Origin of the sequence: Crinalium epipsammum PCC 9333, from assembly GCF_000317495.1 — a bacterium.
Taxonomy (GTDB): domain Bacteria; phylum Cyanobacteriota; class Cyanobacteriia; order Cyanobacteriales; family PCC-9333; genus Crinalium; species Crinalium epipsammum.
Window position 1 is genome coordinate 2,129,345 of the sequence record NC_019753.1, and the last position, 24,589, is coordinate 2,153,933.

General features: G+C 39.8%; 19 protein-coding genes. 7 read left to right on the top strand and 12 right to left on the bottom strand.

Going from position 1 to position 24,589, the window contains the following annotated elements:
* Positions 1 to 129 precede the first annotated feature (129 nt).
* The 5 genes from CRI9333_RS09110 to CRI9333_RS28090 form a co-directional block, all read right to left on the bottom strand.
* On the bottom strand, positions 130 to 456 hold the full coding sequence (locus tag CRI9333_RS09110) for an STAS domain-containing protein (RefSeq protein ID WP_015202872.1): 327 nt from the start codon (positions 454 to 456) through the stop codon (positions 130 to 132).
* Between the two features lie 128 nt (positions 457 to 584).
* Positions 585 to 2,576 carry a glycosyltransferase family 2 protein gene (locus CRI9333_RS09115; protein ID WP_015202873.1) on the bottom strand — a complete coding sequence of 664 codons (1,992 nt, stop codon included), beginning with the start codon at positions 2,574 to 2,576 and terminating at the stop codon, positions 585 to 587.
* A gap of 120 nt (positions 2,577 to 2,696) precedes the next feature.
* Positions 2,697 to 6,806 carry a DUF3131 domain-containing protein gene (locus CRI9333_RS09120; protein ID WP_015202874.1) on the bottom strand — a complete coding sequence of 1,370 codons (4,110 nt, stop codon included), beginning with the start codon at positions 6,804 to 6,806 and terminating at the stop codon, positions 2,697 to 2,699.
* A gap of 42 nt (positions 6,807 to 6,848) precedes the next feature.
* Positions 6,849 to 8,276, bottom strand: coding sequence for a DUF3131 domain-containing protein (locus CRI9333_RS09125; RefSeq protein ID WP_015202875.1), 1,428 nt, complete (start codon positions 8,274 to 8,276; stop codon positions 6,849 to 6,851).
* A gap of 258 nt (positions 8,277 to 8,534) precedes the next feature.
* On the bottom strand, positions 8,535 to 9,977 hold the full coding sequence (locus CRI9333_RS28090; RefSeq protein WP_015202876.1) for a hypothetical protein: 1,443 nt from the start codon (positions 9,975 to 9,977) through the stop codon (positions 8,535 to 8,537).
* Between the two features lie 241 nt (positions 9,978 to 10,218).
* Between CRI9333_RS28090 and CRI9333_RS09135 the strand changes: the two genes are divergently transcribed.
* From CRI9333_RS09135 to CRI9333_RS09155, 5 genes are all read left to right on the top strand, one after another.
* The gene (locus tag CRI9333_RS09135) at positions 10,219 to 11,559 is read left to right on the top strand and encodes an adenylosuccinate synthase (RefSeq protein ID WP_041226512.1); all 1,341 of its coding nucleotides are present in this window, start codon (positions 10,219 to 10,221) and stop codon (positions 11,557 to 11,559) included.
* A gap of 86 nt (positions 11,560 to 11,645) precedes the next feature.
* Positions 11,646 to 11,987: a 50S ribosomal protein L25 gene (gene rplY / locus CRI9333_RS09140; protein WP_015202878.1), complete on the top strand. Its 342-nt coding sequence runs from the start codon at positions 11,646 to 11,648 to the stop codon at positions 11,985 to 11,987.
* A gap of 246 nt (positions 11,988 to 12,233) precedes the next feature.
* Positions 12,234 to 13,778 carry a bifunctional aminoglycoside phosphotransferase/ATP-binding protein gene (locus CRI9333_RS09145; RefSeq protein WP_015202879.1) on the top strand — a complete coding sequence of 515 codons (1,545 nt, stop codon included), beginning with the start codon at positions 12,234 to 12,236 and terminating at the stop codon, positions 13,776 to 13,778.
* Positions 13,779 to 13,857: 79 nt separating this feature from the next.
* Positions 13,858 to 14,217, top strand: coding sequence for a hypothetical protein (locus CRI9333_RS24850; RefSeq protein WP_015202880.1), 360 nt, complete (start codon positions 13,858 to 13,860; stop codon positions 14,215 to 14,217).
* Positions 14,218 to 14,319: 102 nt separating this feature from the next.
* Positions 14,320 to 15,111 carry a YdcF family protein gene (locus CRI9333_RS09155; RefSeq protein ID WP_015202881.1) on the top strand — a complete coding sequence of 264 codons (792 nt, stop codon included), beginning with the start codon at positions 14,320 to 14,322 and terminating at the stop codon, positions 15,109 to 15,111.
* Here the strand turns inward: CRI9333_RS09155 and CRI9333_RS09160 are convergent, their stop codons facing one another.
* The 4 genes from CRI9333_RS09160 to CRI9333_RS09175 all read right to left on the bottom strand — a co-directional run bounded on the left by CRI9333_RS09160 (position 15,112) and on the right by CRI9333_RS09175 (position 19,909).
* Entirely contained in the window at positions 15,112 to 16,572 is a 1,461-nt protein-coding gene (locus tag CRI9333_RS09160; RefSeq protein WP_083890027.1) for an EH signature domain-containing protein, read from the bottom strand. It lies immediately after the preceding gene.
* Positions 16,533 to 17,252 carry an OmpA family protein gene (locus CRI9333_RS09165; RefSeq protein ID WP_015202883.1) on the bottom strand — a complete coding sequence of 240 codons (720 nt, stop codon included), beginning with the start codon at positions 17,250 to 17,252 and terminating at the stop codon, positions 16,533 to 16,535. Before CRI9333_RS09165 ends, CRI9333_RS09160 begins: the two co-directional genes overlap by 40 nt.
* A gap of 3 nt (positions 17,253 to 17,255) precedes the next feature.
* Entirely contained in the window at positions 17,256 to 19,436 is a 2,181-nt protein-coding gene (locus CRI9333_RS24855; RefSeq protein WP_015202884.1) for a MotA/TolQ/ExbB proton channel family protein, read from the bottom strand.
* Between the two features lie 86 nt (positions 19,437 to 19,522).
* A complete protein-coding gene (locus CRI9333_RS09175) occupies positions 19,523 to 19,909 on the bottom strand; it encodes a hypothetical protein (RefSeq protein ID WP_015202885.1) in 387 nt (128 codons plus the stop codon).
* Here CRI9333_RS09175 and CRI9333_RS27715 point away from each other — a divergent pair.
* Positions 19,900 to 20,280 carry a hypothetical protein gene (locus tag CRI9333_RS27715; RefSeq protein ID WP_232229395.1) on the top strand — a complete coding sequence of 127 codons (381 nt, stop codon included), beginning with the start codon at positions 19,900 to 19,902 and terminating at the stop codon, positions 20,278 to 20,280. The two genes, CRI9333_RS09175 and CRI9333_RS27715, sit on opposite strands and share 10 nt — an antisense overlap.
* A gap of 92 nt (positions 20,281 to 20,372) precedes the next feature.
* Here the strand turns inward: CRI9333_RS27715 and CRI9333_RS09185 are convergent, their stop codons facing one another.
* The gene (locus CRI9333_RS09185; protein ID WP_015202887.1) at positions 20,373 to 20,597 is read right to left on the bottom strand and encodes a ferredoxin-thioredoxin reductase variable chain; all 225 of its coding nucleotides are present in this window, start codon (positions 20,595 to 20,597) and stop codon (positions 20,373 to 20,375) included.
* A gap of 265 nt (positions 20,598 to 20,862) precedes the next feature.
* The gene (locus CRI9333_RS09190; protein WP_015202888.1) at positions 20,863 to 21,024 is read right to left on the bottom strand and encodes a ribbon-helix-helix protein, CopG family; all 162 of its coding nucleotides are present in this window, start codon (positions 21,022 to 21,024) and stop codon (positions 20,863 to 20,865) included.
* 28 nt (positions 21,025 to 21,052) lie between these two features.
* Between CRI9333_RS09190 and CRI9333_RS09195 the strand changes: the two genes are divergently transcribed.
* A complete protein-coding gene (locus CRI9333_RS09195) occupies positions 21,053 to 22,348 on the top strand; it encodes an RNA-guided endonuclease InsQ/TnpB family protein (protein WP_015202889.1) in 1,296 nt (431 codons plus the stop codon).
* Between the two features lie 24 nt (positions 22,349 to 22,372).
* On the opposite strand, the gene CRI9333_RS09200 is transcribed toward CRI9333_RS09195, so the two are convergent.
* Positions 22,373 to 24,403, bottom strand: coding sequence for a 4-Cys prefix domain-containing protein (locus CRI9333_RS09200; protein ID WP_015202890.1), 2,031 nt, complete (start codon positions 24,401 to 24,403; stop codon positions 22,373 to 22,375).
* Between the last annotated feature and the right edge of the window lie 186 nt (positions 24,404 to 24,589).

Genomic DNA, 24,589 nt, shown 5'->3' on the forward strand with positions numbered 1-24,589 from the left:
AAGTAGGGGCGGTAGCAATTATCTCCTGCTCGAAAGCGATAAATTATCTTCAAAACCAACCCCTACAATTTAAACAGTATTACCCGCAAGTTATCAATAGCTTGCTAACAGCTAATTACTAATAGCTAACTAAGATTCTTTAGACATAGCTTGATTAAAATCATCAACGCTGGCAAAAGTTTCAAAAACTCGATCCATACGAGTTAGATCAAACACCATTTTAACTTGGTCATTGATTGAAGATAGATATAACTTACCACCACCCGTTCGCACTGTTTTAAGTGCTGACACCAAAGCACTTAAGCCAGAACTATCCATAAAAGTGACATTTTTCAGGTCAATCAACACTATCTTGGCTCCCTTCTCCACATGATCACTAATTTCTTGACGTAGTTTATTACCTCTAATTCCGTCTAAAATCCCAGTGGGTTCAACAACTTTAACTTCCGAACTCATGCAATTCAACTCCTAGTTAGTGGTAAACAATGCAATTTTGATAGTTTAGCGGGGATTGATGCTGATTAGCCAAAATAAGTAGATGGGCATAGTTAAATTTAAAATTCAAGTTAGTCACTGTTGATTATTCAAGAAAATTCTTTGGGTTGCCAACGAGCAGCTTTGATCACTGCCCAGAGTAATGCCAAATTATAAATAGACCAACCTGTATTAAACAAGTGAACCAAAGGCTGATCTAAACTGCCTGTAATAAAACGATACAGACTCCACAAAATTCCTAAAATCGTTAAAGCGAAAATAATTAATTGTGGCTTCACTAATTCAAAATAAACACCAGCTTGTCGCTGTTTAGGCGTTACCTGAAACTTAATTGGCTTACCAGTAAACACACTTACAACTGCTTGAATAAACAACGGAAAGAAAGCCACAGCATATTGTTCTGAACGCCAAACTTCCCTAGCCGGAATTCCCCAAGTAGCTGCCAAGAAAGTTAATCTGTTAACGATAAAAGCTGGGAAAAAGTGTAGAGCAAAATCATAGCCATAAGCTTTTACCGGAATAACGCCTGTGAAAAAGAACAGGATTGGGCAAGCAATAAGTATGAACACGAAAAAACCAGAAAAGTAACTATACATTGTCTGGAAATACTGTAACCGTTGCCAAAAACTTAGCCCTGGCTTAGTTAAAGGGTTTTCTCGTTGTAATACTTGAATAGTTCCTTGCGCCCAACGTAGTCGCTGTTTAATTGTTGAACTTAAGTCATCTGGAGCTAAACCTTGTGCCAAGATTTCGTTATGGTAAACAGATTTCCAACCTGCACCGTGTAAGCGCATGGCGGTGTTCATATCTTCAGTAATACTATTACTAGATACGCCGCCAACTAATTCAAACTCATCTAACCTTTTTTCGTCCTTAGAATATTCATCAGCAAAATATTGCAACCCTACACTCACAACTGCCTCCCTTCTAAGAATGGCATTTGTTCCTGTATAGAAGGCTGAATTCATGCCATCTTTACCTTGTTGGATGGGACCATAAAATAAATTTGCAGAATGCCCAAAAGGATCGCCTAGAGGTAAATTATAAAAATCTTGGGGTGTCTGTACAAAGGCAATTTTGTTGCTCTCATATTGCCCATTGAAGACGTTGTAATTATAAAAGTAAGGTAGTACACGCTTGAGAAATTGTGGTCTGGGTATATGATCTGCATCCAGAGTAACCACAAACTCTCCTGAAGTTTCACCAGAAAACATTGCGTAGTTGATATTACCCGCTTTGGCATGATGGGTTACGCCAGCAGGTTTAGGACGAGCGAAATAACGACAACGGGCAAGATCGCTTAACTGCAAGTCTTTTTCATGAATAGCTTGTTCTAGTTGTTGTCGATCTGTGTTAATACAATCATTAATTGTTGCATGATGCGGTTGTAGCCAGAGAATAAATTGGCGCAGTCGCTCTAATATTCCTATAGCTTGTGGATCAAAAACTTCTGCACCTTTAGATGAGAAGTCTTGTAATACTTGTTCTGATAGTTCGATTTCAGGTGTTAATTCTTCTAGTTGTTCGAGGCGACTAACTAAGTAATTTCGCTCTGCTTCTATTCGATGTGCTTCTTCCTGCAATAATGGTGACTGCAAATCCTCTATAGCTAGTCTTTGCGCCATTGCTCGCATCTCTGCTGAGTTGCCATCATCCAAAATATAAACCCGTAGTTTACTGGCTGGATAATCCATTGCTAAACCTGCTCTGGCTGTTTCTTCCACCATTTCCGGTGGCTCACTATAGCAGGTAATAAATATATCCACTGTTGGCCACTTTGAGGGAGGTATGGGTGGTGTTAACTGATCAAGGGATTTGATTTCTCGCACAAGTGGTCGCCAAAGCCCAATTGTGAACATCAAACCGCCAATGTAGCTATAAATTTCTGCCAGTAGCAACGGAATTGCTAGCCACAGAGCATCAAAATTAATTGAATTATTAATCCGCCAGTATAAATACCAAGCTCCTAGAATAAGATTGATTTCTGCTAAATAGCGAAATAGCAGTGTTCTTTTTTTTAAACTAGATCTGCTATTCCCAGGAAAGCTTTGTGGACGATCAGCAAAGTAACTGCGAGTCATGAGCAAGCCCAAAATAGGGAATAAGGTTTACGGTGCAAGGCACAAAGAAACATACAACTACCTGGGTGGAAATCAATGTAACCTTCAGGCTGGTCATTGTTAATTGTTAATTGTTAATTGTTAAAAGGCAAGAGGACGACGATTTCTGGCTTGGTAAAGTAAACTTTCTAAAATCATCGCATTAGTGTTAACGTCTATTGAAGCCTTAAGATTATTTTGGCTATTTTCATAACGTCCTGAAAGGTAGCCACGATTTTTTTGAGCTAGGTTTTGAACGTAATTTCTCAGGGTGGTAGCATAAGGGTCATCTTGTAGCAGTGATTCCCAAGCAAAAGCTGATTTGGTACTCAAGAAGTTTACTGAAGCGTTTGTTGAAGTTTGTTTGTTCTTAGTTTGCCAAGGCTGATCGTTGGTAGATAGACTGTAGTTTTTAAAGTATGATTTTTGTGCTTGGGATTGTAATAAGCTGACTAATTGAGTTTTTACAGCTTCAGGCCACCCTAATTCCAATCCCCAAAGGATATAGGGGTCAATTGTGCGATCGCTCTTCGAGTTACTGCCACTAAAGCTGTTTTGAGCAGAGGCTAAGGAAAAATTGTCGAATCCTGCTACGTCAACGTTCCAAAGATTTAAAATTTTGGCTGCATATTGCTGATAACCTTGTGCCTCTGTGCCAGGTTGTTGTAAACCATTTTTGACTACTTGCAATAAGTTTGAACGAGAAACAAGATTATTAACTCGTTGGCTATATTCAGGATAGTTAGTCTTAATTACGTGCAATGCCAACAAAAATCTCGCCAGATCTACCGATGAGGAACCGCTAGGGCTTTGCATTCCAGTATTAGGCTCTAGCCGGATCATCTTGGCTGTGCGAGTGTTATAACCTTGGTTGCGTAACTTTGCTGCTGACAAAGGTAATGTTTCTAAAGTTTGCAACAGTCGAGAAAATCTACTGTTAAATAAATCTGAATTGATAATTGACAATTGGCGGGCGCTGTGAATTGCTAAGATTGCACTCGCTTGATCCCAGATGTTAGTAACAAAATTGTTATCGAGTGAATTAACTAAGCCTGTTTCCGAGTTCCAGTTACGTTCAAAATATTGCCATGCAATCTGCGCTGCAACTAAATTGGTGTCTGCTTGTAGGCGAGGTAGTACAGCAGCAATGCGAACTGACAAGTCAGCGCTGGCGCTATCGCGCGGCGGTTGATTGAGTGTGGATCTTGGTGGCGGAGACGGTGCTGCCGCTACTACAGGCGGAGTACTAGCAACGGGCGCGGTAAATCCTTCAGTTGTACTGTTGGGTGTGGTTTGCGGTGCTGTTGCTACTACGGGCGGAGTACTAGCAACAGGCGCGGTAAATTCTGTGGTAGCTGGTAGAGATGAAGCGATCGCAGAATTATCTACTCTTGGTGGCTGCTGAGAAGCTACGGGTGGATTGTTTAAAGTTGGCTGTCCTTGTAGTGCTACTGGTTGGCGATTATTAACTGAAGCCCAGTATGTTCCTGAAGAATCTGTCACCAGTTGTGTTGTTGGGCTATTTGCCACTGGTAAACCGCGACTGGAATTTCCCTTAGCTACTGCTTGCCACCAAGGAGAATTAATATTCGTGTTTCTTGTCACAATTGGCTGCTGATTTGTTACTTGATACAGCAGCGATTGCAGCACCATACTGTTAGTGGTGCTGGTGAAAGCTTTAACTGGCTGACCTGTGTTTTCTAAAAATCCTTCATAGTAGCCTTGAGAGGAATCGTATAAGTCTGTGCTTGCCCGCCATAACTCAGTCGTATAACTATCTTCTGGATACAGCGCCTTAAGAGCAAAAGCGGAGGCTGTGCTAACTGTGCGAACATCTGGTACTCGTGTGCCATCATCTGCTAGAGTTGCCCAAGGTTCTTGATCAGCAATTATAGTACTGCGGACAACATAAGGCTCTCGGTCTAAGACGGTAGTACCTCCAGCCGTTAGTTTACCTGTGCGACGGTAGCGTTCGGCTTGCGCTCGGCGAATTGGTTCAAGTAGCTGGCGCATCTGAGGATCAATGCCAAACTCTAACCCGTACAGTAAGAAAGGATCGCTAACTGTGTACTGATTGGTTTCAGCGTTTACATCTGGGCGGATTCGTTTGGTAGGTACGTTAATTCCTTCTACAGGAGCAGATTGATACTTTCCCCCTACGCTGGAGCGATCGACATCAAATCCCCATAATTGAAAACCACGCGCGGCATATTCTTCGTAACCTAAGCGCACTTCTGGATAAACCACACTCAGCATATAGTCTGAGTTGGCATCAGCTTGGCTTTGGTTTCCTTCGTGCTTGGCGATCGCACTTTGCAGTCGTTGATCTCGTACTACTTTTAGGTACGACCACTGTAATGCCACTTGATCGACTACGTTGGTGTATTGCGGAAACGCGCTTTTGAGGTTGTACAACGCTGACATTAACCGCCCAATATCTAAGGCTGACCAACCTGTACCTTGAGACACGGTGTTGCCACCATAATCAACTGGTTGTAGTGTTCGAGGATCGTAACTCCGAGATGGGATCTCATTGCCATACAAAGGTAATTTTTGCAATGCTCCCAAGAGTAGACTGGTGCGGTTATCAAATTCTTCAGAGGAAATCACATCAAGCGATCGCGCGGCGTGTAAAGCTGCTATATAGTCACCTATTCCCCAAGGAGTTACCCCTTTTACATCGCTGCGATCGCTAATTAATCCAGTATTTGGCTCATAATTGGCTTGAAAGTATTTCCAAGCAGCTTCGGCATAGCGTTTTTCTTGCGGATTTAATAATCTAGCTAGTTTTGGAATCGGCGCAGGTTCCACACTTACTGCGGGAATTTCAGCCACAGCTACATTTTGTAGTGCATTTGTAATTACTGACTGATTACCTGTAGGCGGTGCTTCCGCCAAACTGAGAAAAGTAGGATTAATTAATGGTCGATTTCCTCTAGCTTTGTAATACAAAATTTCGAGAATTAGCCCGTTAGTATTACCTGTTAAGATTGAGTTAGGTTTTTGAGTTTCCTGATCAAGTCCTGCATAAAAACCATCAGCATTACGCAAGTCTTTGGCTACATCAAATATCTTTTGGGCATAAGAATCATCGGGGTACAGATAGCGCCAACCAAAAGCTGCTTTTGTACTTAAACTGTGTAATTGCTGATTCGGCTTGTTTTCATCTGTAATTACTGCCCAAGGTACACCATTAGAGTAGACATTATTAGAGAGGAAATAAGGAGCTTGATTGATGTCATCTTCTAAAACTGTTGTCAGTTCCCCTGTTTCCTCATAGTGGCGTTTTTGAGCTTCAAAAACACTTCGGGAATAGTCTTTTAAATACCCTTGTAAACCAAATTCTATGCCATCTAAAATATAGGATTCGCTGACAACATAATTGTTAGAATTAGTGCTTTGATAGTCACGACTATCTGCTGGTATTTTTATGTTATTAACTTTAACAAACTGAAACGGTTTGATCGCGATCGCTTTATTCGGTTTAAAACCCCACAGTTCATAACCACGCGCGGCATATTCTTCATAACCTAGCCGCCCCTCCTGCACTAACTGAGTTTTACCATCCGGTAAAACTACAGCGCCATAAAGTTGCCCGTCTTTAATAGATTGCTCTAACTTCCACCTAGAAACAACACTTGTCACCCAATCTGCATATTCTGGATGACAAGTACGGATAATGTGAAATGCTGCTAACATTCGACCAATATCCAAAGCCGACCAACCAATACCATTCGGCTGAGGATTATTGCCGTAATCTACCATCGCCCCAGTAGCAGCATTGTAGACTTTATTCGGCAAAGCATTGTTAAACAGTGGCAATGCACTTATTCCGGTCAAAAACTTGTTCAGCCGAGCCTCAAAATCAGCTTGAGTAACAATATCCAGCCCACGCACCGTATTTAAGGCAACCAGGTAATTTGCCATATCCCACAGAGTGCCAGATGGATAGCCCCCTGTAGAATTAACTAACCCTGTAGTTGGTTGGTAGTTTTTTACAAAATACTGCCAAGCCGTGCGGGCATATTCTTGCTCTTCTTGAGTTAAGGGAGTAACAATATCTGTACACGCGGCTTGATTTGGACTGGGATTTTGAGCTAATGCTTGATCTACAGGCACTGAACCGTAGGGCAATAACTGTCCAATGGTGGCTCCTGTAAGAGAAAGAGCCATTAGCTTTGACCATTGCGTTCCGTTGCGTTCTTGGTTCATTACCCTATGCCATTGATAAAGCCTAGATCAATTCTAAGCACGTTACTCAGAGGATTCGACACCAGCCCATACAATTAATGGCTTGCCAACTTGTTTGTAAAGCAAGCTTTCCATAATTACGCCATTATTATTAGCTGTTAAAGATTTGTTAGGTTCACGTAAAGTTTCATAATAGCCGTTATACCAACCTTTTTCAGACTTCAAGTTTGTTTGCACAAAGTCAAATAACTTCTGAGTGTAAGGCGTATTGTAAAGTACGTGCCAACCCACCGATGCTTTAGCACTAATAAATCTTAAATTGTTGTACTTTTTACCCGTATCTGTAATTACAGCCCAAGGTTCGCCATTGACAAACAAGCTGCTGTACACAAAGTATGGTTCGCGGTCTAAGTTATCTTCAGTGACAGCAGTTAGCTGGTTAGTTGCTTCATATCTCGATTGTTGAGCAGCTAATACCCTGTCAGCAAAAGCTTTTGGTAATCCTTGAAAGCCTATTTCAATGCCATCTAGAATAAAAGGCTCACTCAAGACGTAGTTATTGGCTCCACTCGTTTTAGCATCTCGTAAATCGTAGGGAACTCCCTTGTTATAGAGATTAACAAAGCCTAAATAGTTAGTAGGGTTTAAAGCACGGTCTACGTTCAATCCCAACAGTTTTAGCCCATAAGCTGCATAATTTTCGTAGCCTTGACGACCTTCTTGGTTGTATAGTTCTTCCCCATTAACAACGGATGTGCCATACATTTGACCATTTTTTACCAGTCGATCAACATCCCAACTTCTCCAAACTGCCCTGGCATCAGAACGGAATTGTGGATACTTAGCTGCTACAATTTTAAGCCAAATCGCCATTCTTCCTAAATCTATAGCTGACCAGCCAATTTCCTCTTGTTGGTCAACTTTGCCGTAATTTACTGGGATGAGTGTTTTTGGGTTATATACCTTGTTGGGAAGTTCTTTTTTGTAAAGGGGCAGTTTAGCAAGGCTTTTTAAGGTCGTAGCCATTTTTTCATTAAATTCTGTTTCTGGCACGATTTCGAGTTCAAAAGCACTCACCAAAGCTGCCATTGCTGCTGCCTGATCCCACAGGGTTACGGAGATAAACCCGTCTACAGAGTTAACTAAGCCTGTTTCTTCGTTCCAGTTTTTCTCGAAATAGCTCCAAGCTTGACGCGCCATTTCCAATTCGGCTGCGGTTAATTTTCCTGTACTAGGGGCAACATAAGGCTTTGTTGCTACTATTTCATTAAATGGAACTGGTATCCCAGACAATTTTATTGACTTGAGATCCTGTTTTTCAAAGGTCGAGGCAACTGTCTGCGTTCCAGCCTTTTTCTCTGTACGTTGAGCTTTATTGAGATTATTTGATACAGATTGTAGAACTGCGATCGCTGCAAGTGCTGTCAATATTCCACCAACCGTCGCTAAAGCTGACCAGCTTTTTGGCGGGGGTTCAAAATCAGAATTCATTTTAAATTACGCTCGGCTAAACATTTTAAATTGACTATATTTTAGTGGAAAATTAAGCTAAATACTGAAAGTATTATTAATACTTGGGTTTCAATGATATACAATAGGATTTTGCTAATATCTCTAGGATTAGATGAAGTAATAAATTGTGATTATAATTGAAAATTGTTTTTAAAACAATCCAGGTCAAATAACTTTACAAAAATTTAGCATTTTTTTTTACATACTCAAGTATATCTTTATGCTTAAATTTTAATTCTAAAATTTGAAGCGTAGCACACCTGTAAAAGACTGATTGTTATATTGGCTATTACCAGTTTCTTGATTTTGCACATTCGAGAAAACATAGCCAAAATCTGCATCTATATTTTGAGATATTTTTCCGGTACATCGACCCTCATAACTATTAGCATTACTAAATTCTCCCCTTAGTCTTTGTTGCCCTAAGCTAGCAGCTACTCGACAACGTAGAAAATCAAAAATCTCACTTTCTAAAGCCACTTCTCCCGTAAAAACCAGGAAATCGGGTGGAGAAAAATAACCGCTTTTTTCACTATAATCTTCGTTATAACTCCAGTTAAATAAATTAGCTGCTATCGAGAATGGTCCGAACTTCCTCTCTAGTCTGCTAAAAGATTGCTGTTCAAAATTACCGTCATTATAATTGCCCAAACGCAGCAATGAAAACAAACTGGTATTGCGGTCAATTTGCCAATATAAATTTGGCCCATATCGCCAAGTTCTAATTTGATTCTCTAAAGTTTCAGCATTAAACTTGTAAAGACCCTGTTCTACTACCCCCGATAAAGTAATATTGTTACCAACAGGGACATCTACCTTAGTATTAAAATTAATAGCTGTTGGGAGACGATTAAATACGTCAACTCCAACCCCAGCTTGTAAAGTTACTTGATTAATTTTAGTTTGATATCCCAGCGTCAGGGGGATATTTGATACATCTTCTAACCCTGGGTATTTAAAATAATTGAAGCCAGTTTTGAGTTGAACTATGTTGCCATTACTCAACCTAAATTGAGCCGTCGGTTCAATAAAACGATTTTCTCGACCAAATTTATCAACATCGTTGCGAAAGTTGATTTGCAAATTATCTAAGGAAAAGCTTGGTAAAACCGCATTTTGAATAGTAGCAGATGGGTTAGCTTCAGGTAAAGATGCAGGTGGTTGTACTGTTGGTAATGGAGGCGTTGTAGGGGTTGGTGTTGATGCTGGCGTTGGTGCTAATTGTGCTGGTGGCGCTGGTGATGGCGTTGGTGCTGATTGTGCTGGTGGCTGTACCTGTTGGTTAGGAACTAAGTTATCTGGTGCAGCAATTAAATTAAGGGGTACTTCTTGAGAGCGTAATCTAGGGGTAAAGTTATCGGGAGCAGCAATTAAAATTTGTGGCTTGATTTGATAGTAAAGTTGCGGTGAGTTGCTTTGAATGTTACTGTTAGGCTGTAAAAATATGTCTTGTATTTCCGCAATCTGCTGTTTGTGGGAAATTAATTCTGATGGCGATATAAAATTTTGTGGTATCGGCGCAATATCGTTATTAGTTGCAGCCTTTAAAGCAGTTCCGTTTAAAAGCAGGAAAAATACACTCCAGCAAACTCCCCATCGAGGTTGCAAGCAGATTAAAAGCAACTTCGCATAATGATTAGTCGAAGCTACAGATCTATCAGGTGTGATCAAGTTTGCCATCAGTTATCACCTTTCCTCAAACACAAATGGATTGCCAGGTGAGTCATAGAGAAACGCAATTTAGCACGAACAGTAGGGTTTTAGGTAGATCACTCTTAGTAGATTTTATCAATCCCTTAAAGCAACCCAACGTTAAGAGTTTTTACATCTATACATTTTTAAGCAACAATAAAGTTGACATCTATGGCTATATGTGCAAATAATCATAGTTTGTGTAAACTTTAGCTCTTTTAATAAACCCTTGGCTAACGTTGTTGTGATAGGTGCCCAGTGGGGCGATGAAGGTAAAGGAAAGATAACTGATTTACTTAGTAAATCGGCAGATGTTGTCGTTCGTTATCAGGGAGGGGTCAACGCGGGACATACAGTTGTAGTTAAGGGTCAGACCTTTAAATTACACTTGATTCCCTCCGGTATTTTATATCCTGATACGGATTGCATCATTGGTTGTGGGACGGTAATAGATCCTGAGCTTTTAATTCAAGAGCTTGATCAGCTACAAGCGTTAAAAATACCTACAGGCAATCTGCTGATCTCTCAAACGGCTCATGTGACGATGCCTTATCACAGGATAATTGACGAGGCATCAGAAAAACAACGGGGTAATCATAAAATTGGGACAACTGGACGCGGTATTGGTCCAACTTATGCGGATAAGTCGGAAAGAACTGGCATCAGAGTCCAAGATTTGATGGATTCAGACACGCTGCGATCGCAGTTGCGCTGGACTATTAATTATAAAAATGTCATTTTAGAAAAACTTTATAATTTACCACCTCTTGACCCGGAAAAGGTCATAGAGGAATACTTGGGCTATGCTGAACGTTTACGCCCCTATGTCGTAGATACTTCTTTGTTTATTTACGATGCTATTCAGCGCCGCCGCAATATTTTGTTTGAAGGGGCGCAAGGAACCCTTTTAGACTTGGATCATGGCACGTATCCTTACGTTACTTCATCCAATCCAGTTGCAGGAGGAGCTTGCGTAGGTACGGGTGTAGGTCCGACAATGATCGATCGCGTGATTGGTGTAGCAAAGGCATATACTACCAGAGTCGGAGAGGGGCCATTTCCTACAGAACTCAACGGTAAAATGGGTGAGTTATTATGCGATCGCGGTGCGGAATTTGGCACTACTACTGGTCGTAAGCGTCGCTGTGGATGGTTTGATGCGCTGATTGGTCGCTATGCAGTTCGGATTAACGGTTTGGATTGTTTAGCAATTACTAAACTTGATGTGCTAGACGAGTTGGAAGAAATCAACGTTTGTGTTGCTTACGAAATTGATGGCAAACTTATCGAAGAATTCCCCAGTTCCGCACGCCAGTTTGCCAATTGCAAACCTATCTACAAAACATTACCAGGCTGGCAACAGTCTACTACTGAGTGTCGCTCTTTAGATGATTTACCGAAGCAAGCTTTGGATTATCTAAAATTCCTAGCAGAGTTAATGGAAGTTCCGATCGCCATTGTCTCATTGGGTGCCAGCCGTGACCAAACAATTATTGTTGAAGACCCAATTCATGGACCGAAACGAGCGTTGTTACACGCTAACGGAAGTCCGGTACAATCGGTAGTCTGAACAGTCAACAGTCAACAGTCAGTAGATTACTAGCTGTGTAACTGTCAAATTATTAACCCCTAACAAATCTCAACAAGTTACTGATTATGCCACTTACAATTGAATGTCAAAAACGACCAGAAGGCAGCAAGCCTAGAGCGCTTCGTCGCAGTGGGTTACTTCCGGCTGTATTATATGGTCATAACGGTAGGGAATCTATTTCTCTGGTTATGAACAGTAAGCAATTTGGAGATTTGTTGAAAGCAAGTTCTGGTAAAAAACCAGAGGTTCAACTAACTATACCTGAGCTTTCTTGGAGTGGTACAACTGTTTTGCAAGAAGTTCAAATCCATCCTTGGAAAAAATTTCCTTACCACGTCAGCTTTTTTGCAACTAAGTCTGAAACTGCTGAAACTGCTGAAACTGCCGAAACTGCTGAAACTGTATAACGCCTAAATTAATTTGAACGAAAAGGTAATTTAACTGAGTAGCAGGTGAGTGTAAATTAACTACATTTTCTCTGTTGCTCAATTGTTAACCTTTGACCAGGCACTTTTTTAAATAGATATTCAGTTAAGCTAAAACTAGGGTAAAGTCCCTAGTTTTTTTGTTTGAAAGATAAAACAGGGTTAGTAATACCATAGTTATCTTAAATAAAAATATAATGGAAACGATTTGTAGCTTTTAACTTACTTATGACTGATGCTTCTCTCCCCGCTTTAATTCAGCAGATGATGCAACCAGGGTTCTATCCTCACCCTGTTAAAGAACCAATTGCGCTGATTCAAACTCATGTTTCCTACGTGCTGCTAACTGGTGATTATGTTTATAAGCTTAAAAAACAAGTAAATTTCGGCTTTTTAAACTACTCTACTTTAGAGTTACGCCAGCATTTTTGCCATGAAGAAATTCGCCTAAATCGACGCACTGCACGGGATTTATATTTAGAAGTTTTACCAATCACTCAAGAAGGTGAGCAATATCAACTTGATGGCACAGGTGAAGCTGTAGAATATACCCTCAAAATGCTTCAGTTTCCTCAAGAGTCGCTGTTAAGTAATTTATTTGAACAGGGACAGCTTCAGGAAAAAGATATTGAGGAATTAGCGCGAATTGTTGCTAAATTTCATGCTGAAGCTAAGACAGATGAATACATCAGCAAGTTTGGTGAAGTTCCGCAAGTACGCGCTGCGTTTGACGAAAACTATCAGCAAAGTGAGAAATATATCGGTATTGCACAAACTCAAGTGCAATTTGATGAAACGCAAAAATTTACAGATGCTTTCTTTGCTGAAAAGCAAGATCTTTTAAATATCAGAATAACAAATAACTTTATTCGTGAATGTCACGGAGATTTACATCTGAGAAATATTTGTCGCTGGCAAGATCAGATTGTACTTTTTGATTGTATTGAATTTAATGAGCCATTTCGCTTTGCTGATGTCATGTATGATGTCGCTTTTGCTGTGATGGATTTGGATGCGCGGGGACGTAAAGATTTAGGTAATGTTTTTTTAAATACCTACATTGAGCAAACAGGCGATTGGGAAGGTTTGCAGGTGTTACCTTTATACTTAAGTCGTCAGGCTTATGTACGGGCAAAAGTAACTTCTTTCTTGTTAGATGATCCGGCTATTCCCCAAGCTGATAAAGATGCTGCTGCTAAGACGGCGGCTGAATATTACAAGTTAGCGTGGGAATATACTCAACCAAAACAAGGACGTTTGGTTTTAATGTCGGGACTATCTGGTGCTGGTAAAAGTACCGTAGCACGGCAGGTAGCTCGATTAACTGAGGGAGTTCACATTCGCTCAGATGCGGTACGGAAACATTTAGGCGGTATACGTTTAGAAGAGAAAGGTGGATCAGATCTTTATACTGCGGAAATGACGCAGAAGACTTACGGGCGGTTACTAGAATTGGGTGTTAAGCTGGCGAGTCAAGGTTTTACGGTGATTTTGGATGCGAAATACGATCGCGAATCCTTAAGAAAAGATGCTATTACCCTAGCCCAATCTCAACAAGTACCATTACAAATTATCTACTGTACTGCACCAGAGGAAGTATTGCGCGATCGCCTTAACAAACGTACAGGCGATATTGCTGATGCTACAGCCGATTTATTAACTTCACAGCAAGCGGCAACTGAAGCTTTCAACGAAGAGGAAAAAGGCTATGTTAGGACTTTAGATACTACAACAGATTGGCAGGGAAAATTACAACAGTTATTGGTTGGATAGATAACCTTTAAAAAGTAAAGAACCCCACCCCAACCCCTCCCCTTATTAAGGGGAGGGGCTTAAGAGTGCTAATTGAATTATGGTGAATCAAGAAGATAATAAAGGTCAAAAGAAAGACAAAGAAAATGATGCTGAGACTACGCAAGACTCAGGAATGTCTGCTGGTATTTCAGCAGGATTAAAACTGTGGTTGTTTTTTATGCTTTCGTTTGTATTAGTAGGAAATCCCATCCCGTTCAGTATCTTTTTGGGTGCTATTGGTGGTTTATCTGGCGGTTTAGTATTTGCTTGGTGGAATAGTACAGATGAAAAATTAGATCAAGCGCAAGCATCACAAGTGCCTACTAAAGTAAGTGGATTTCGGCGAGCAAAGCTGCTGAGAAATGCTAATGCCAAATATCCTAAATTATCTAAAAAGCGTCGCGAGCAAAATAAATAAGTATGTAGGTAAAATTAAATGTTACTTTTGATAAATGAAACTGGGAACTGGTGAATGGTGATTGAAAAAAGTTGATTTATGCCCACCTACTTAAATTAATCAATGTTTTTATTTCTATCGAAATTAATACCCCTTTTTTTATATCCTTTGGGGTTAGCTTGTCTGCTGATGTTGGTAACTTTGGTGTTGATGTGGAAACGCTCTCGCTGGGCAGCCTTTCCGGTTGTTTTAGCATTAACAGCTTTGCTGTTAGGAAGTAACGGCTGGGTTTCTAATTGGTTAGTGCGATCGCTTGAAGTACAAAATATCCCCCAAACAACATTACCAGTAGCAGACGCAATTGTTGTTTTAGGCGGTGGTACTAGACCTGCTGTTGCACCGCGTCCGACAGTAGATTTAAGTGAAGGAGGCGATCGCGTTTTTTATGGGGCGCAGCTATACCGTGAAGGCAAAGCACCTTGGGTAATTTCTAGTGGTGGGCGGGTTGAATGGCGTGGCGGTGGATCGCCAGAATCAGGTGATATGGGCATAATTTTACAAACATTAGGGGTTCCTCAATCTGCGATTCTGCAAGATCCTAACTCACTCAATACTTACGAAAATGCTGTAAATGTGAGAGCTATCCTTAACGCTTATAATCTTAATAAGGTGTTATTGGTGACATCGGCTTTACATATGCCGCGATCGCTTGCTATCTTCAAACGTCAAAAAATTGATGCTATACCTGCACCCACTGACTTTTTAGTTACTCAGCAAGAAATTCAAGAACCAGACAGCAGCAACCAAGCTTTCATTCTCAATCTACTACCTGACGTTGAAAAGTTAGAAAAGTCAACAAAAGCGATCAAAGAATACATTGGTATATTTATTTATCGTCTGCGGGGTTGGGCATAATTAGAAGCAATATTCCTGTGCTTCTTTTTCAAGTTTTTGAATTACGCGATTCCACTCTATCAGTTGATGATTACGATCTTGCAGTTGTTGGGAAGTTGGATTAGGGTAAGGTTTTGTTCCTGAGTTAGGGGGAATTTGATTTTGATTCAGCCACTCTTCACAAGAAAATTGCCAGAGATATCTGTGATCGTGACGTTTACCACCCAGACAACGCAAACGCTTAACTGATAGATTATCTCCAAAAAGAATTGCCTCAGTTTCAGGATTGTTAGCTATTAGGCGAATTTCGCTACTCCACCCTCGAAAAAATTCGATCACAAACCAATCTCCAAAATCAAATATACAAACTTCTGTGGGTTCGCTGCCATCGTCTATTAAAATACTGACATCTTGCCCATGTAGATAGCTACCTAAAATATTGACTGAATTTTGAGGAAAAAGAATGCGGAGACGCTGAAAGCGATCGCTATAATCAGCCCAAAATTTTCGGCGTGATTTCAGTTGTTTAAAATCAAGGCTGTTCTGATCAAGTGTTTCTAACAACTGATCAATTAAATTAGCAAAATCTCGATAGTTAACTGCCCCTATCCACTTACGCAAAGCTGACTTAGCAAATAAAGAAAGCTGATTCCAGCGAGAATTTGTGACTCTAGGACTATAATTTTCTTCTAGCCACGTTACCAGTTGTGTTAAATTTGCCCCTAATTCTGGCGAAATTTTATTAAGTAAAGAGTCCACTGCTAAAAGCTGCTGATCTGCTGACATTTGATTTAGGCAACGTAGCAACCAATCTGTATGCTTGTAATTAATATTCGATGGATCAGAAAACACTTCAGCAACATGATTCAATGCTTCTGTAGCTACGGGTATCCAAGTAGGTAAATGAGATTGTTCTAAAAGTTGCTGTGGTAGCAGTAAATTTGTATAGCATAATTGAGCTAATTTTTTAGCTGCGTGAGGCTGTTTAATAATATTAATTATTTGGATAGCCAGACTATTAGATTTAATATTGCTTGGGAAGGTATCAACTAAAGAAGAAGCAATTGCTGTTTCTCGCTGACCGCTATAATAAAGTACGACACGCCAAAGTAACTTTTGTAAAAGCCAAGAATTTTTGTTAGCTGCTTTCCAAATAGCTTGAGATGAAGCTATCCGTAAATCTGGATTTTTAGCATCCCAAGTATTTTTATGATAAAGACAATAAACCCACTCTAATACACTTACTTGCTCAATTTGATTGCTTTGAATATCTGAGAGAATTTCTGTCAGAGAGCGAAATTTAGTTCTGAAAAGTCTCGGAATATTTGCAAGATTTTTTAAATAACTATTAGTTTTTAGACCTTTAGATAGTTTAAGTAATTCTGTTGGCTGATAACTAGGAGGTTGTGAGGGATTAAGATGTAGTTGACGAAACCGAACATTCATGGTTGACTCACTGGCGATCGCGTTTTTGGAAACCATTTACTAAAATCTTCGCGTTTAAACTGAAAGCGGAAAACTACTTTGCGATCGCTTGGATTATCAATTTTTTGATTAGCATCAATCTCACCTCTTCCTGCTGCTAATATCTTATTTCTCAATTGCCCTTTAGTCTTAAAATTTAGCTGATTAGAAAAAATGTAATCAGAAACAGATAAGGATCGTCGTAAACTCAATTCTAGATTAACTTTATCTGAACCTTCAGAGCTAGTATGACCTTCAATTACAATTCTAGTAATCTGTTCATCAAATTTATTATTAGAAAAAATTACCTGACTATAAACAGGGATAAATTCTTGCAAAAACTTTTTTCCTTCCGGTTTTAGTTCCGCGCTTCCCTCATCAAATAACAAACGCTCCGCAATACTAACATCACCCGTTTTTGGATCAACTATAAATACTCCCTTTCCTCCTACATTGCCATTAATAGCATTAAGGATTCTAATCGGCAACTCATCAATAGCTTTTTTATATGCCGCTAATTCAGTTTCTAGTCTTTTTACTTCTTGAATTCGCTCACTAAGCTGCATCTGCACAATGATAAATAACAATGCAAACAGCATCAGCAAGCCGGACATTAAATCGCCAATTGATAATAAAAAGCTAGAGTCGTCTTGTTCTTCAACTTCTGGTTCTACATCGAACTGAGAAAAATTACTCACTGATTATTTCCTCATTCTGGCTTCATTAGCTGCCGATACTAAATACTGAGATACATCCAATAAACCATTAGCTGTCTCATTTAAACCGTTACAAACTTTTGCCATGCTATTATCTGCCTGATTAAAGAAAGTTGTCTGTGAGTTCGTAGCTTGGTCTAAATAAGTGATAATCTGTTGATTCCAGTTATCTAAAGCTTGATTAAATTGATTACCCATATTTTGATAAGCTCTTTCTACACGCTGCGCCTCACCGCTAATAGTTCTAGATAATTCTATTAACTGTGCTAAACGTTCACTAGAACTTAAACCTACTACATTAGCTAGTTCACTAACTCTTTGAACAGTCCCATTAATTCTTGCCATGCTATCGTTTACTTGCGCGGCTAACTCCTTACGCTGTTCCGCTTCTTCTACGAAAACTCTTTGTAAATCTGCAACAACTCCGGCTAATCCATCACGCTGTTGCCCTAAAGTATCATTCAGCAAATTATTTTGTTCATTAAAAAATGTTACTAAAGCTGATTGATAATTAATCCTGAAATTTTCTAACTCCTGCTGTACTGTATTCCGAGTGTTTTGGAGATTTTCGTCAATATTATTTAATGTCGCCTCTAAATTTGTTCTAGCTGTATCCATTACACTTGAAGCTTGTACCCCAACAGTTTCAATTGTTCGAGATTGAGTTAAAAACGCTTGATTAGCCTCAGCTAATATGTTTATTGTCTGCGACTCAACACCCGCCAACATTTCTTTTTGTTGTTGGGCTTGAGTTTTTAAAGCTTCTTGCAAATTTTCTTGAATCCCTTGAAAAAACGTAGCTGCTTGTCTAGCACTAGCAATAAAAGCTTGCCGTTGGGTAGCTAAACCCTCGATACTGGTAGATACTGCTCGTTGAATTTCTGTAGCTACTTGTTGAAGAACACCTTGAGTTTCTGTTTGAAATTGGCTTAAAATTTGTCGTAAATCTACTGCAAATTGTTGTAGTTGACCGAGTGTATTTTCTTGAAACCTCTGAATTGTTTGGATTGATTCGGCTAAACTTTGAGTGATTTCACCTAATGCGTCCTTGAGTTCTCTCACCGCTTGGGAAGCTTCCCTTGTTAATCTTGCGCTCTCGTCTAACCGCAAAACAACAGGTTCAACTACCTCTGTTCGCAACTCTTGAATTAATGTGGTTAAAAGTTCTTGCCTTTGCTGTTCAATAGTTTGGCGTTGTGCTAATAAATCATTGCGTATTTCTGTAAATCCAGGCGCTAAAGCTAATGCAACTTGTTGACCGATCGCTTCTGAGGTAAGCTGCTTTTGAGCAAATTGGGTAGATCTAATTTCTCTTAAATGTTCCGAAATAGGGTTAATTAAGGGAGCAAATGCTAATGCAACTTGTTGACTTATCTCTTGTGGGGTAAGTTGATTTTGAGCAGCTTGGATAGCTCTAATTTCTCTTAACTCTTCTTTAATTGGGTTAATTAAGGGAGCGATCTTATCCCGTACCTGTGTCCCCGTAGCTTTCCCAATCGCTTCAGCAGTTAATTGATTTGATTCTAAATCAGCATCAGTTTTCAACCAGGCAATTTTATCTAATTTTTTTCTTAAATCATTCCGAGTTTTTGTTCTAGCCCATTCAGACCCAGCTAAGATTAGCGTAAAGACGCTAGCAGAACCCAATCCAAACAAAGAAGTTAAAAAAGCAGTTCTCATCCCATCCAGCAATTGTTGGATAGAAGGTAATAACTGCGAAAAGTTTTCTGTACTATTTAAATTAATATTTTGAAGCCCGATTTGGATACCCCAAAATGTTCCCAAAATTCCGATTGCTGTGAGAATACCAGGTATAAATTTGAAGTAACTACGCGGTATTGACCAAGTAAGAGCAGCAGGATATTTTTTTAATACAAAGCGGCTATCCTTTATCTGGGCGTTAAAAACTCCATCTTGTATTCTATAATTGCCCTCTAGATGCTCTTTTATCCAATTCCAATTAGGAAATTTTTTTAACTCTAATACTCCATTAACAATTTTTTCTTGATTAACCAGTTGATCGTTTAAATATTTAATTGTATCCTGGGTATCTTTGCTTTCTTGAGAATAATATTTTTTGTAATCGCAAGTAAATTTTATTTCTAAACCTAAAAAAAACAAACCAATTAATAGAGTTAGTCCAATAAATATTAAATTAGTAATCATTGATCCCCTCCTAGATTTTTAATATATCGCTCAAAGACTGCTGCAACACTTTGTTTATCTGAGTTATCTTTGTATTCTTTGTGCTTTTATTTTGAGAGAACTCTCGTAAATAGCTGTAATTCATGCTCCGAAAGCACTTCATTAGCTACCCTTACAGGCAGATGTTCAGCATTCCAGCGACCATTAATCGGCTCTCGTAGCAGTAAACCATAAAGTGGCTCCCCAACTTCTGCTTCTGGATCAAATTCCCCATTTACCTGCTCAACTTTTGTATCTAATTCCAGATAAACTTGCTCTGGTGCATAGCTACGCAAGAGGCGCACCTGTAAACGAGTCTTAATTTCTCTTAAAGAAATAGCCAAAGGGGAAGCATTTTCTAATAAATCTCGCGCTTCCTTCCAAGCGTGATTGACAGCCACAATCTCTGCTACTAACTGCTCAATGCTAGGATTTAATAGGCTGTATGGTGGCATTATTTGTGAGTGGTAAATATTCCTGTGTCGCTTTAAAAAATCCCGCTACAGCAGACTTAGGTATTTTACAAGAACATTTTTTATTTCGCTGTATAGCAGAACACACAGACCAGCAAAAGATTAATATTTTTTTAATAACAAAAATTATGTCCAAAGAATTTAGACAAATTATTCCCAAAATTCCACCAGCCGCCGAAATATTTGCCTCATATCAAATGGCTTACGAGTTTCGTCGTGAAGCAGAATATCGCCAAGAGCTTAAAATCTACTGTGAATGGTATCAGCTTACAGCCCAAAATAACCGACAAGAACTAGCAAAAATGCGTCGGGACATCAACATTTTTGGCTGGTTCAATCGCCGTAAGCGATAACTGACAACAATATATTTATTGCAGAAGATTTAATGCCGATAACTTAAGCGCGATGTCTACGACGGGCTTCTCTACGCCTACGCACCTGAACACTACTCTACTAACTCCAATTCATCATCCCGTAAATGGGCGCGGAATTTTTGCTGAAATTTCACCTGAAATGGGAAATTAGCACTGACTGGTCTTCCTTGCCATTCAGTGACAATCGCCAATACTTCTCCTTCCTGATCCTTGATATCAAAGGGCTGACCACGATGTTCAGGATGGTGGTAAACAATCACAGAGTTTTTAACACGGACGCGATCGCCAACTTTCATATCTTATTTTCTCGTAGAAGATGGACTGTACCAATAACAGAGCTTCTTCCTAAACTTGATAGGACAACCTTAATATTTTGCCATAGGAGGGTGCATTCGTTTTGACCAGATCTTAAAAATAGGGCGGAGAGAGGGGAGAGGAGGGAGGGGAGAGAGGAAAACTCAAATTCTACCTTTGCGCCCTGTGCGTTGAACCTTCAACCGCCGTGCATTCTCCGTCCATGTACTCATGGGCGGGGTTAACGGCGGACAGCAGATAACAATACTATTCAGGTTCCTCTTGGTTCTTAGTCATTACATGAGGCAATCGACGAATATAATCTCTGATAATATGAGACATCCCTACCCCTTTAGAGTCAGCATAAACTTGTAACTTCTCCCACTCTTTCTCATCAAGCCTTACACGCAAAGTTTTTTCTCTTGTCATACTGCTACATTGTTGCTACAATATTTATATGTTAGCAACACGACGCACAACATTTTGCATTTATCCAAATCAAGCTCAAACGGCAAAAATGTTTGAGTGGCGTAAACTACATTGCTGGCTTTATAACCAAGCATTAAGTGATCGTCAGATAGCGTATAAACGAGATCATAAAAGTGTTAGCTACTATGACCAACAACGTGCAGTTAAGGTAATCCGTCAAGTATTACCAGAATTTAAAGAACTCGGTTCCCACGCATTACAAGCAACCATTAAACGGGTTGATTTTGCTTATTATAGGTTTTTTCAGGGATTAGGAGGTTATCCACGTTTTAAGTCTTTAAGACATTATTCGGGTTGGACTTATCCCTGTAATTCTGGATGGAAAGCACATACAACGGGTGTTAATGGTTATCTCGATATTTCCAATTTGGGACATATCCAGATGAGGGGAAAAGCGAGAACTTGGGGCAATCCTACTACTTTAACTATTGTTTACCGTAATGGTAAATGGTATGCCTCGATTACTGTTGCTTGTGATGTACAAAGGGAAACAGGTAATGGGTTAATTGGTTTGGATTTTGGTTGCAATGTTGCAGTAATGGGAGCAGTCCATTTAGGTGATGGCGAGTATGAGCAATTAGAAGAAGACAATCCCAGACACTTAAAACAAGTCCAAACCAAAATCAAACAAGCTAACCGTCAGAAACGACGGAAACGCACGGCTGATTATCAGAAAAGAGTTAAAGCATCAAAAAGATGGAGAAAAGCACAAAAAAAAGTTAGTAAGTTAGTACGCATTGCAGCTAATCAGCGACAAGATTTTATTCATAAAGTAGCAGCACAAATTGTAAGCAGTAATAGCATGGTTGCTACTGAGAAACTTAATCTTAAAAAAATGACCAAGAAAGCTAAAAAAGGTAGCGTCAGAAAAGCTCAAAAAACAGGACTTAATCGCTCTATCTTAGATGTTGGTATGGGAATGTTGCGGTCAGCAATTGAGTACAAAGTTGAGGAAGCTGGAGGAATTTTCGTAGAAGTTCCTACCCAAAAAATTAAGCCGAGTCAACGCTGCCCAAAATGCGATTACATTAAGCCTAAAACTTTGTCCGAACGAGTTCATAAATGCGAAAAATGTACCTATACCTGTGATAGGGATTTTGCTTCGGCGACTGTCTGTGCAGAGTATTTACGCACGGGGTTAGGAACTAGCCTCGATAAGCATGGATGTTTGACCTCTATTTCTAACCCTAAAGCCGTAAAAAGCTGCGGAGGTATGAAACAAGTTGGACAGAAGAAGTGCCAGAAACCTCGTCCAAACTCTTAGTTTGGGCGGGGTAGTTCATAAAAATTATTCTACATTAAAAGGTTGAGACTGTTGTGGGGATTGTTCTTGTTTAAACAAGCGATCGCGGATCATCTCAACTCCTTGAGGACTAAGTAGCCACCAAGTAGTTAAACCAAATGCCCCAACACCAATTAGTAGTATTAGCAATGCTAATGCTGCACCTAAACTAATTTTCCCATTACGCTCTTGAGCGATATCTGCTGGTTGTGCCTCTTCCGGTGTCACCAGTTCTGCATCCATATACACATTGGCTGGTTCCACAAACTCGGCTGATACCATTACAGGCGCACTCAAACTGGTAGTAGCTCTTTTTTCCAGTGCTATAGGCTCTTCTGGGCTAACTTTACAACAGCTTAAAACAACTGAAGAATTATCATGACCATTTTTTTGATTAGCCAAATTAATCAAAGACTCAACTGCTGATTCCACAGACATCTTACCTGCCAAAATTGGCTCGGCATAATCTGTCAAATATTGCTCTACCAATCTGTTGTCACTTACCCCATCAGAACAAAGCAACAACAAGCCATCTTCTTCAATAATGAATCTTTTGACAGTTGGGCGCAAAAACTCAGCATCTTTAATTCCCATTGCTTGAGTTAATGCCCCCGCATCTTGTCTCTCTAAAGCTTGCCGATATAGACTTTTTCCTGAACGTACTTCCCTGGTTGCCACATCATCATCCACTGTCAATTGTTGGCAATACTTAGGAGTAATCCAGTAGGCGCGACTATCTCCTAAATTAGCAATATAAAGTTCGTGGGAATTAGCAACACCTTTAGGTGTATTTATTTGCTGTGGTAGTTGCAATGCCATCACTAAAGTTGTCGCCATCCGGCGGCGTGACTCTCGCCCTTGTTCATCATTACGGGTTGCTATTAAGTTATTTGCCACGCGAATAACTGCCGCTAATTGCTCGAAGACAATATCTGGAGTGATAATATCGGGATCTGCTACTACTTCTGTTAAGCGGGCTTGGACTTGCAACTTCAAAGACTGCACCGCTAACTGGCTTGCAACTTCCCCCCCTTCGTGACCTCCAATACCATCACAAACAATTGATAGGTGCGAAATTAGTTGCTCATTATAGAAACTTGCCGTTTTACCATTGTTATTTTTTAAAGCTGAAATATCATCATTTTTGGGATAATAGCTATCTTCATTATGCTGCTTCCCTGGACCCGCATCTGTAGCACTAGCAACTAAACAACTTAAAGGTAATAACGCGGCTTGTTCTAGTAGAAGTTGGTTAAGAGAATTAGCAATAGCCGAGTATGAAGCATCTCCAGCTTGCATTTGCTGATAGATTGCTGCTAGTGGTTCTTCTAGCTGCTTGTGTGGCGTGTTAAACCAAGATGCCCAAGAACTTCCCAACTGTTCTAGGGTTGGTTTTACGGCTCCTGGGATAAATGTTTGAGTAGAGGAATTATTTTGAGGATTTGCGATCGCATTTTCTACCCCATCAGCATAAAATTCCCGCAACCTAACTCGCCAACCTTCAACCCGCAAATTATCCGCAACCAACAAACTAGAAACTACACCTTGTTCTGCCATTGGCTGCCACAGTTCCAAAATTTGCCACAGCCAGTATACTTGACGCACTGGAGATGCTTCCTGCCATTCCTGTATTATTGAAGGTAATAACTTGCCGTTAGCATCTACTGGCACATTTTCCAGTAACAAAACTTGATCTAGAGTTGAGCGTTTATTTAGCACCGCATAGCCATACACCTGTGGTAGGTGTAAACAATGAGGATAAAGCCGTAGATAAGGAACAATCGCTTGCGGTAACGAATCACTCACCTGTGGTGGTAAATTTGGGTGTGTATCCAGCCAAATTTGAGAATCAATAACTTGATATCTTTCGTTGACTAACTCTCCTGGTGGGATCAACTTGGCAGATATGTTAGCAGCCCAGAGATAGCGATAAACTAAAGGTGTATGGCAACTCTCACAAAACTTATTAGATATAGGATTTAGCGGACGGGAACAAGCTGAATTTAGACAGTGAATCAGTGGCTTGGAACTAATCATAAAGCTAACAACTTATAAAGAGAATATTAAATTTAACTGAAAACTGCAAAATAAAGCTGTATTCATAGGATTAATCAACGGAATCTAGAGAACAAGATTTGTAGTAAATCGTTAGGTGGGAGGCTTTACCACTCTTACATAACATGAAAAGCCTTTATTTACATAAATAATTTTGGGGCAGGTGAG

Excerpts from the sequence above, each read along its gene's own strand:
- CRI9333_RS09110 (WP_015202872.1), bottom strand. The coding sequence starts at position 456 with ATGAGTTCGGAAGTTAAAGTTGTTGAACCCACTGGGATTTTAGACGGA.
- CRI9333_RS09115 (WP_015202873.1), bottom strand. The coding sequence starts at position 2,576 with ATGACTCGCAGTTACTTTGCTGATCGTCCACAAAGCTTTCCTGGGAAT.
- CRI9333_RS09120 (WP_015202874.1), bottom strand. The coding sequence starts at position 6,806 with ATGAACCAAGAACGCAACGGAACGCAATGGTCAAAGCTAATGGCTCTT.
- CRI9333_RS09125 (WP_015202875.1), bottom strand. The coding sequence starts at position 8,276 with ATGAATTCTGATTTTGAACCCCCGCCAAAAAGCTGGTCAGCTTTAGCG.
- CRI9333_RS28090 (WP_015202876.1), bottom strand. The coding sequence starts at position 9,977 with ATGGCAAACTTGATCACACCTGATAGATCTGTAGCTTCGACTAATCAT.
- rplY (WP_015202878.1), top strand. The coding sequence starts at position 11,646 with ATGCCACTTACAATTGAATGTCAAAAACGACCAGAAGGCAGCAAGCCT.
- CRI9333_RS09145 (WP_015202879.1), top strand. The coding sequence starts at position 12,234 with ATGACTGATGCTTCTCTCCCCGCTTTAATTCAGCAGATGATGCAACCA.
- CRI9333_RS24850 (WP_015202880.1), top strand. The coding sequence starts at position 13,858 with ATGGTGAATCAAGAAGATAATAAAGGTCAAAAGAAAGACAAAGAAAAT.
- CRI9333_RS09155 (WP_015202881.1), top strand. The coding sequence starts at position 14,320 with ATGTTTTTATTTCTATCGAAATTAATACCCCTTTTTTTATATCCTTTG.
- CRI9333_RS09160 (WP_083890027.1), bottom strand. The coding sequence starts at position 16,572 with ATGGTTTCCAAAAACGCGATCGCCAGTGAGTCAACCATGAATGTTCGG.
- CRI9333_RS24855 (WP_015202884.1), bottom strand. The coding sequence starts at position 19,436 with ATGATTACTAATTTAATATTTATTGGACTAACTCTATTAATTGGTTTG.
- CRI9333_RS27715 (WP_232229395.1), top strand. The coding sequence starts at position 19,900 with ATGGTGGCATTATTTGTGAGTGGTAAATATTCCTGTGTCGCTTTAAAA.
- CRI9333_RS09175 (WP_015202885.1), bottom strand. The coding sequence starts at position 19,909 with ATGCCACCATACAGCCTATTAAATCCTAGCATTGAGCAGTTAGTAGCA.
- CRI9333_RS09185 (WP_015202887.1), bottom strand. The coding sequence starts at position 20,597 with ATGAAAGTTGGCGATCGCGTCCGTGTTAAAAACTCTGTGATTGTTTAC.
- CRI9333_RS09190 (WP_015202888.1), bottom strand. The coding sequence starts at position 21,024 with ATGACAAGAGAAAAAACTTTGCGTGTAAGGCTTGATGAGAAAGAGTGG.
- CRI9333_RS09195 (WP_015202889.1), top strand. The coding sequence starts at position 21,053 with ATGTTAGCAACACGACGCACAACATTTTGCATTTATCCAAATCAAGCT.
- CRI9333_RS09200 (WP_015202890.1), bottom strand. The coding sequence starts at position 24,403 with ATGATTAGTTCCAAGCCACTGATTCACTGTCTAAATTCAGCTTGTTCC.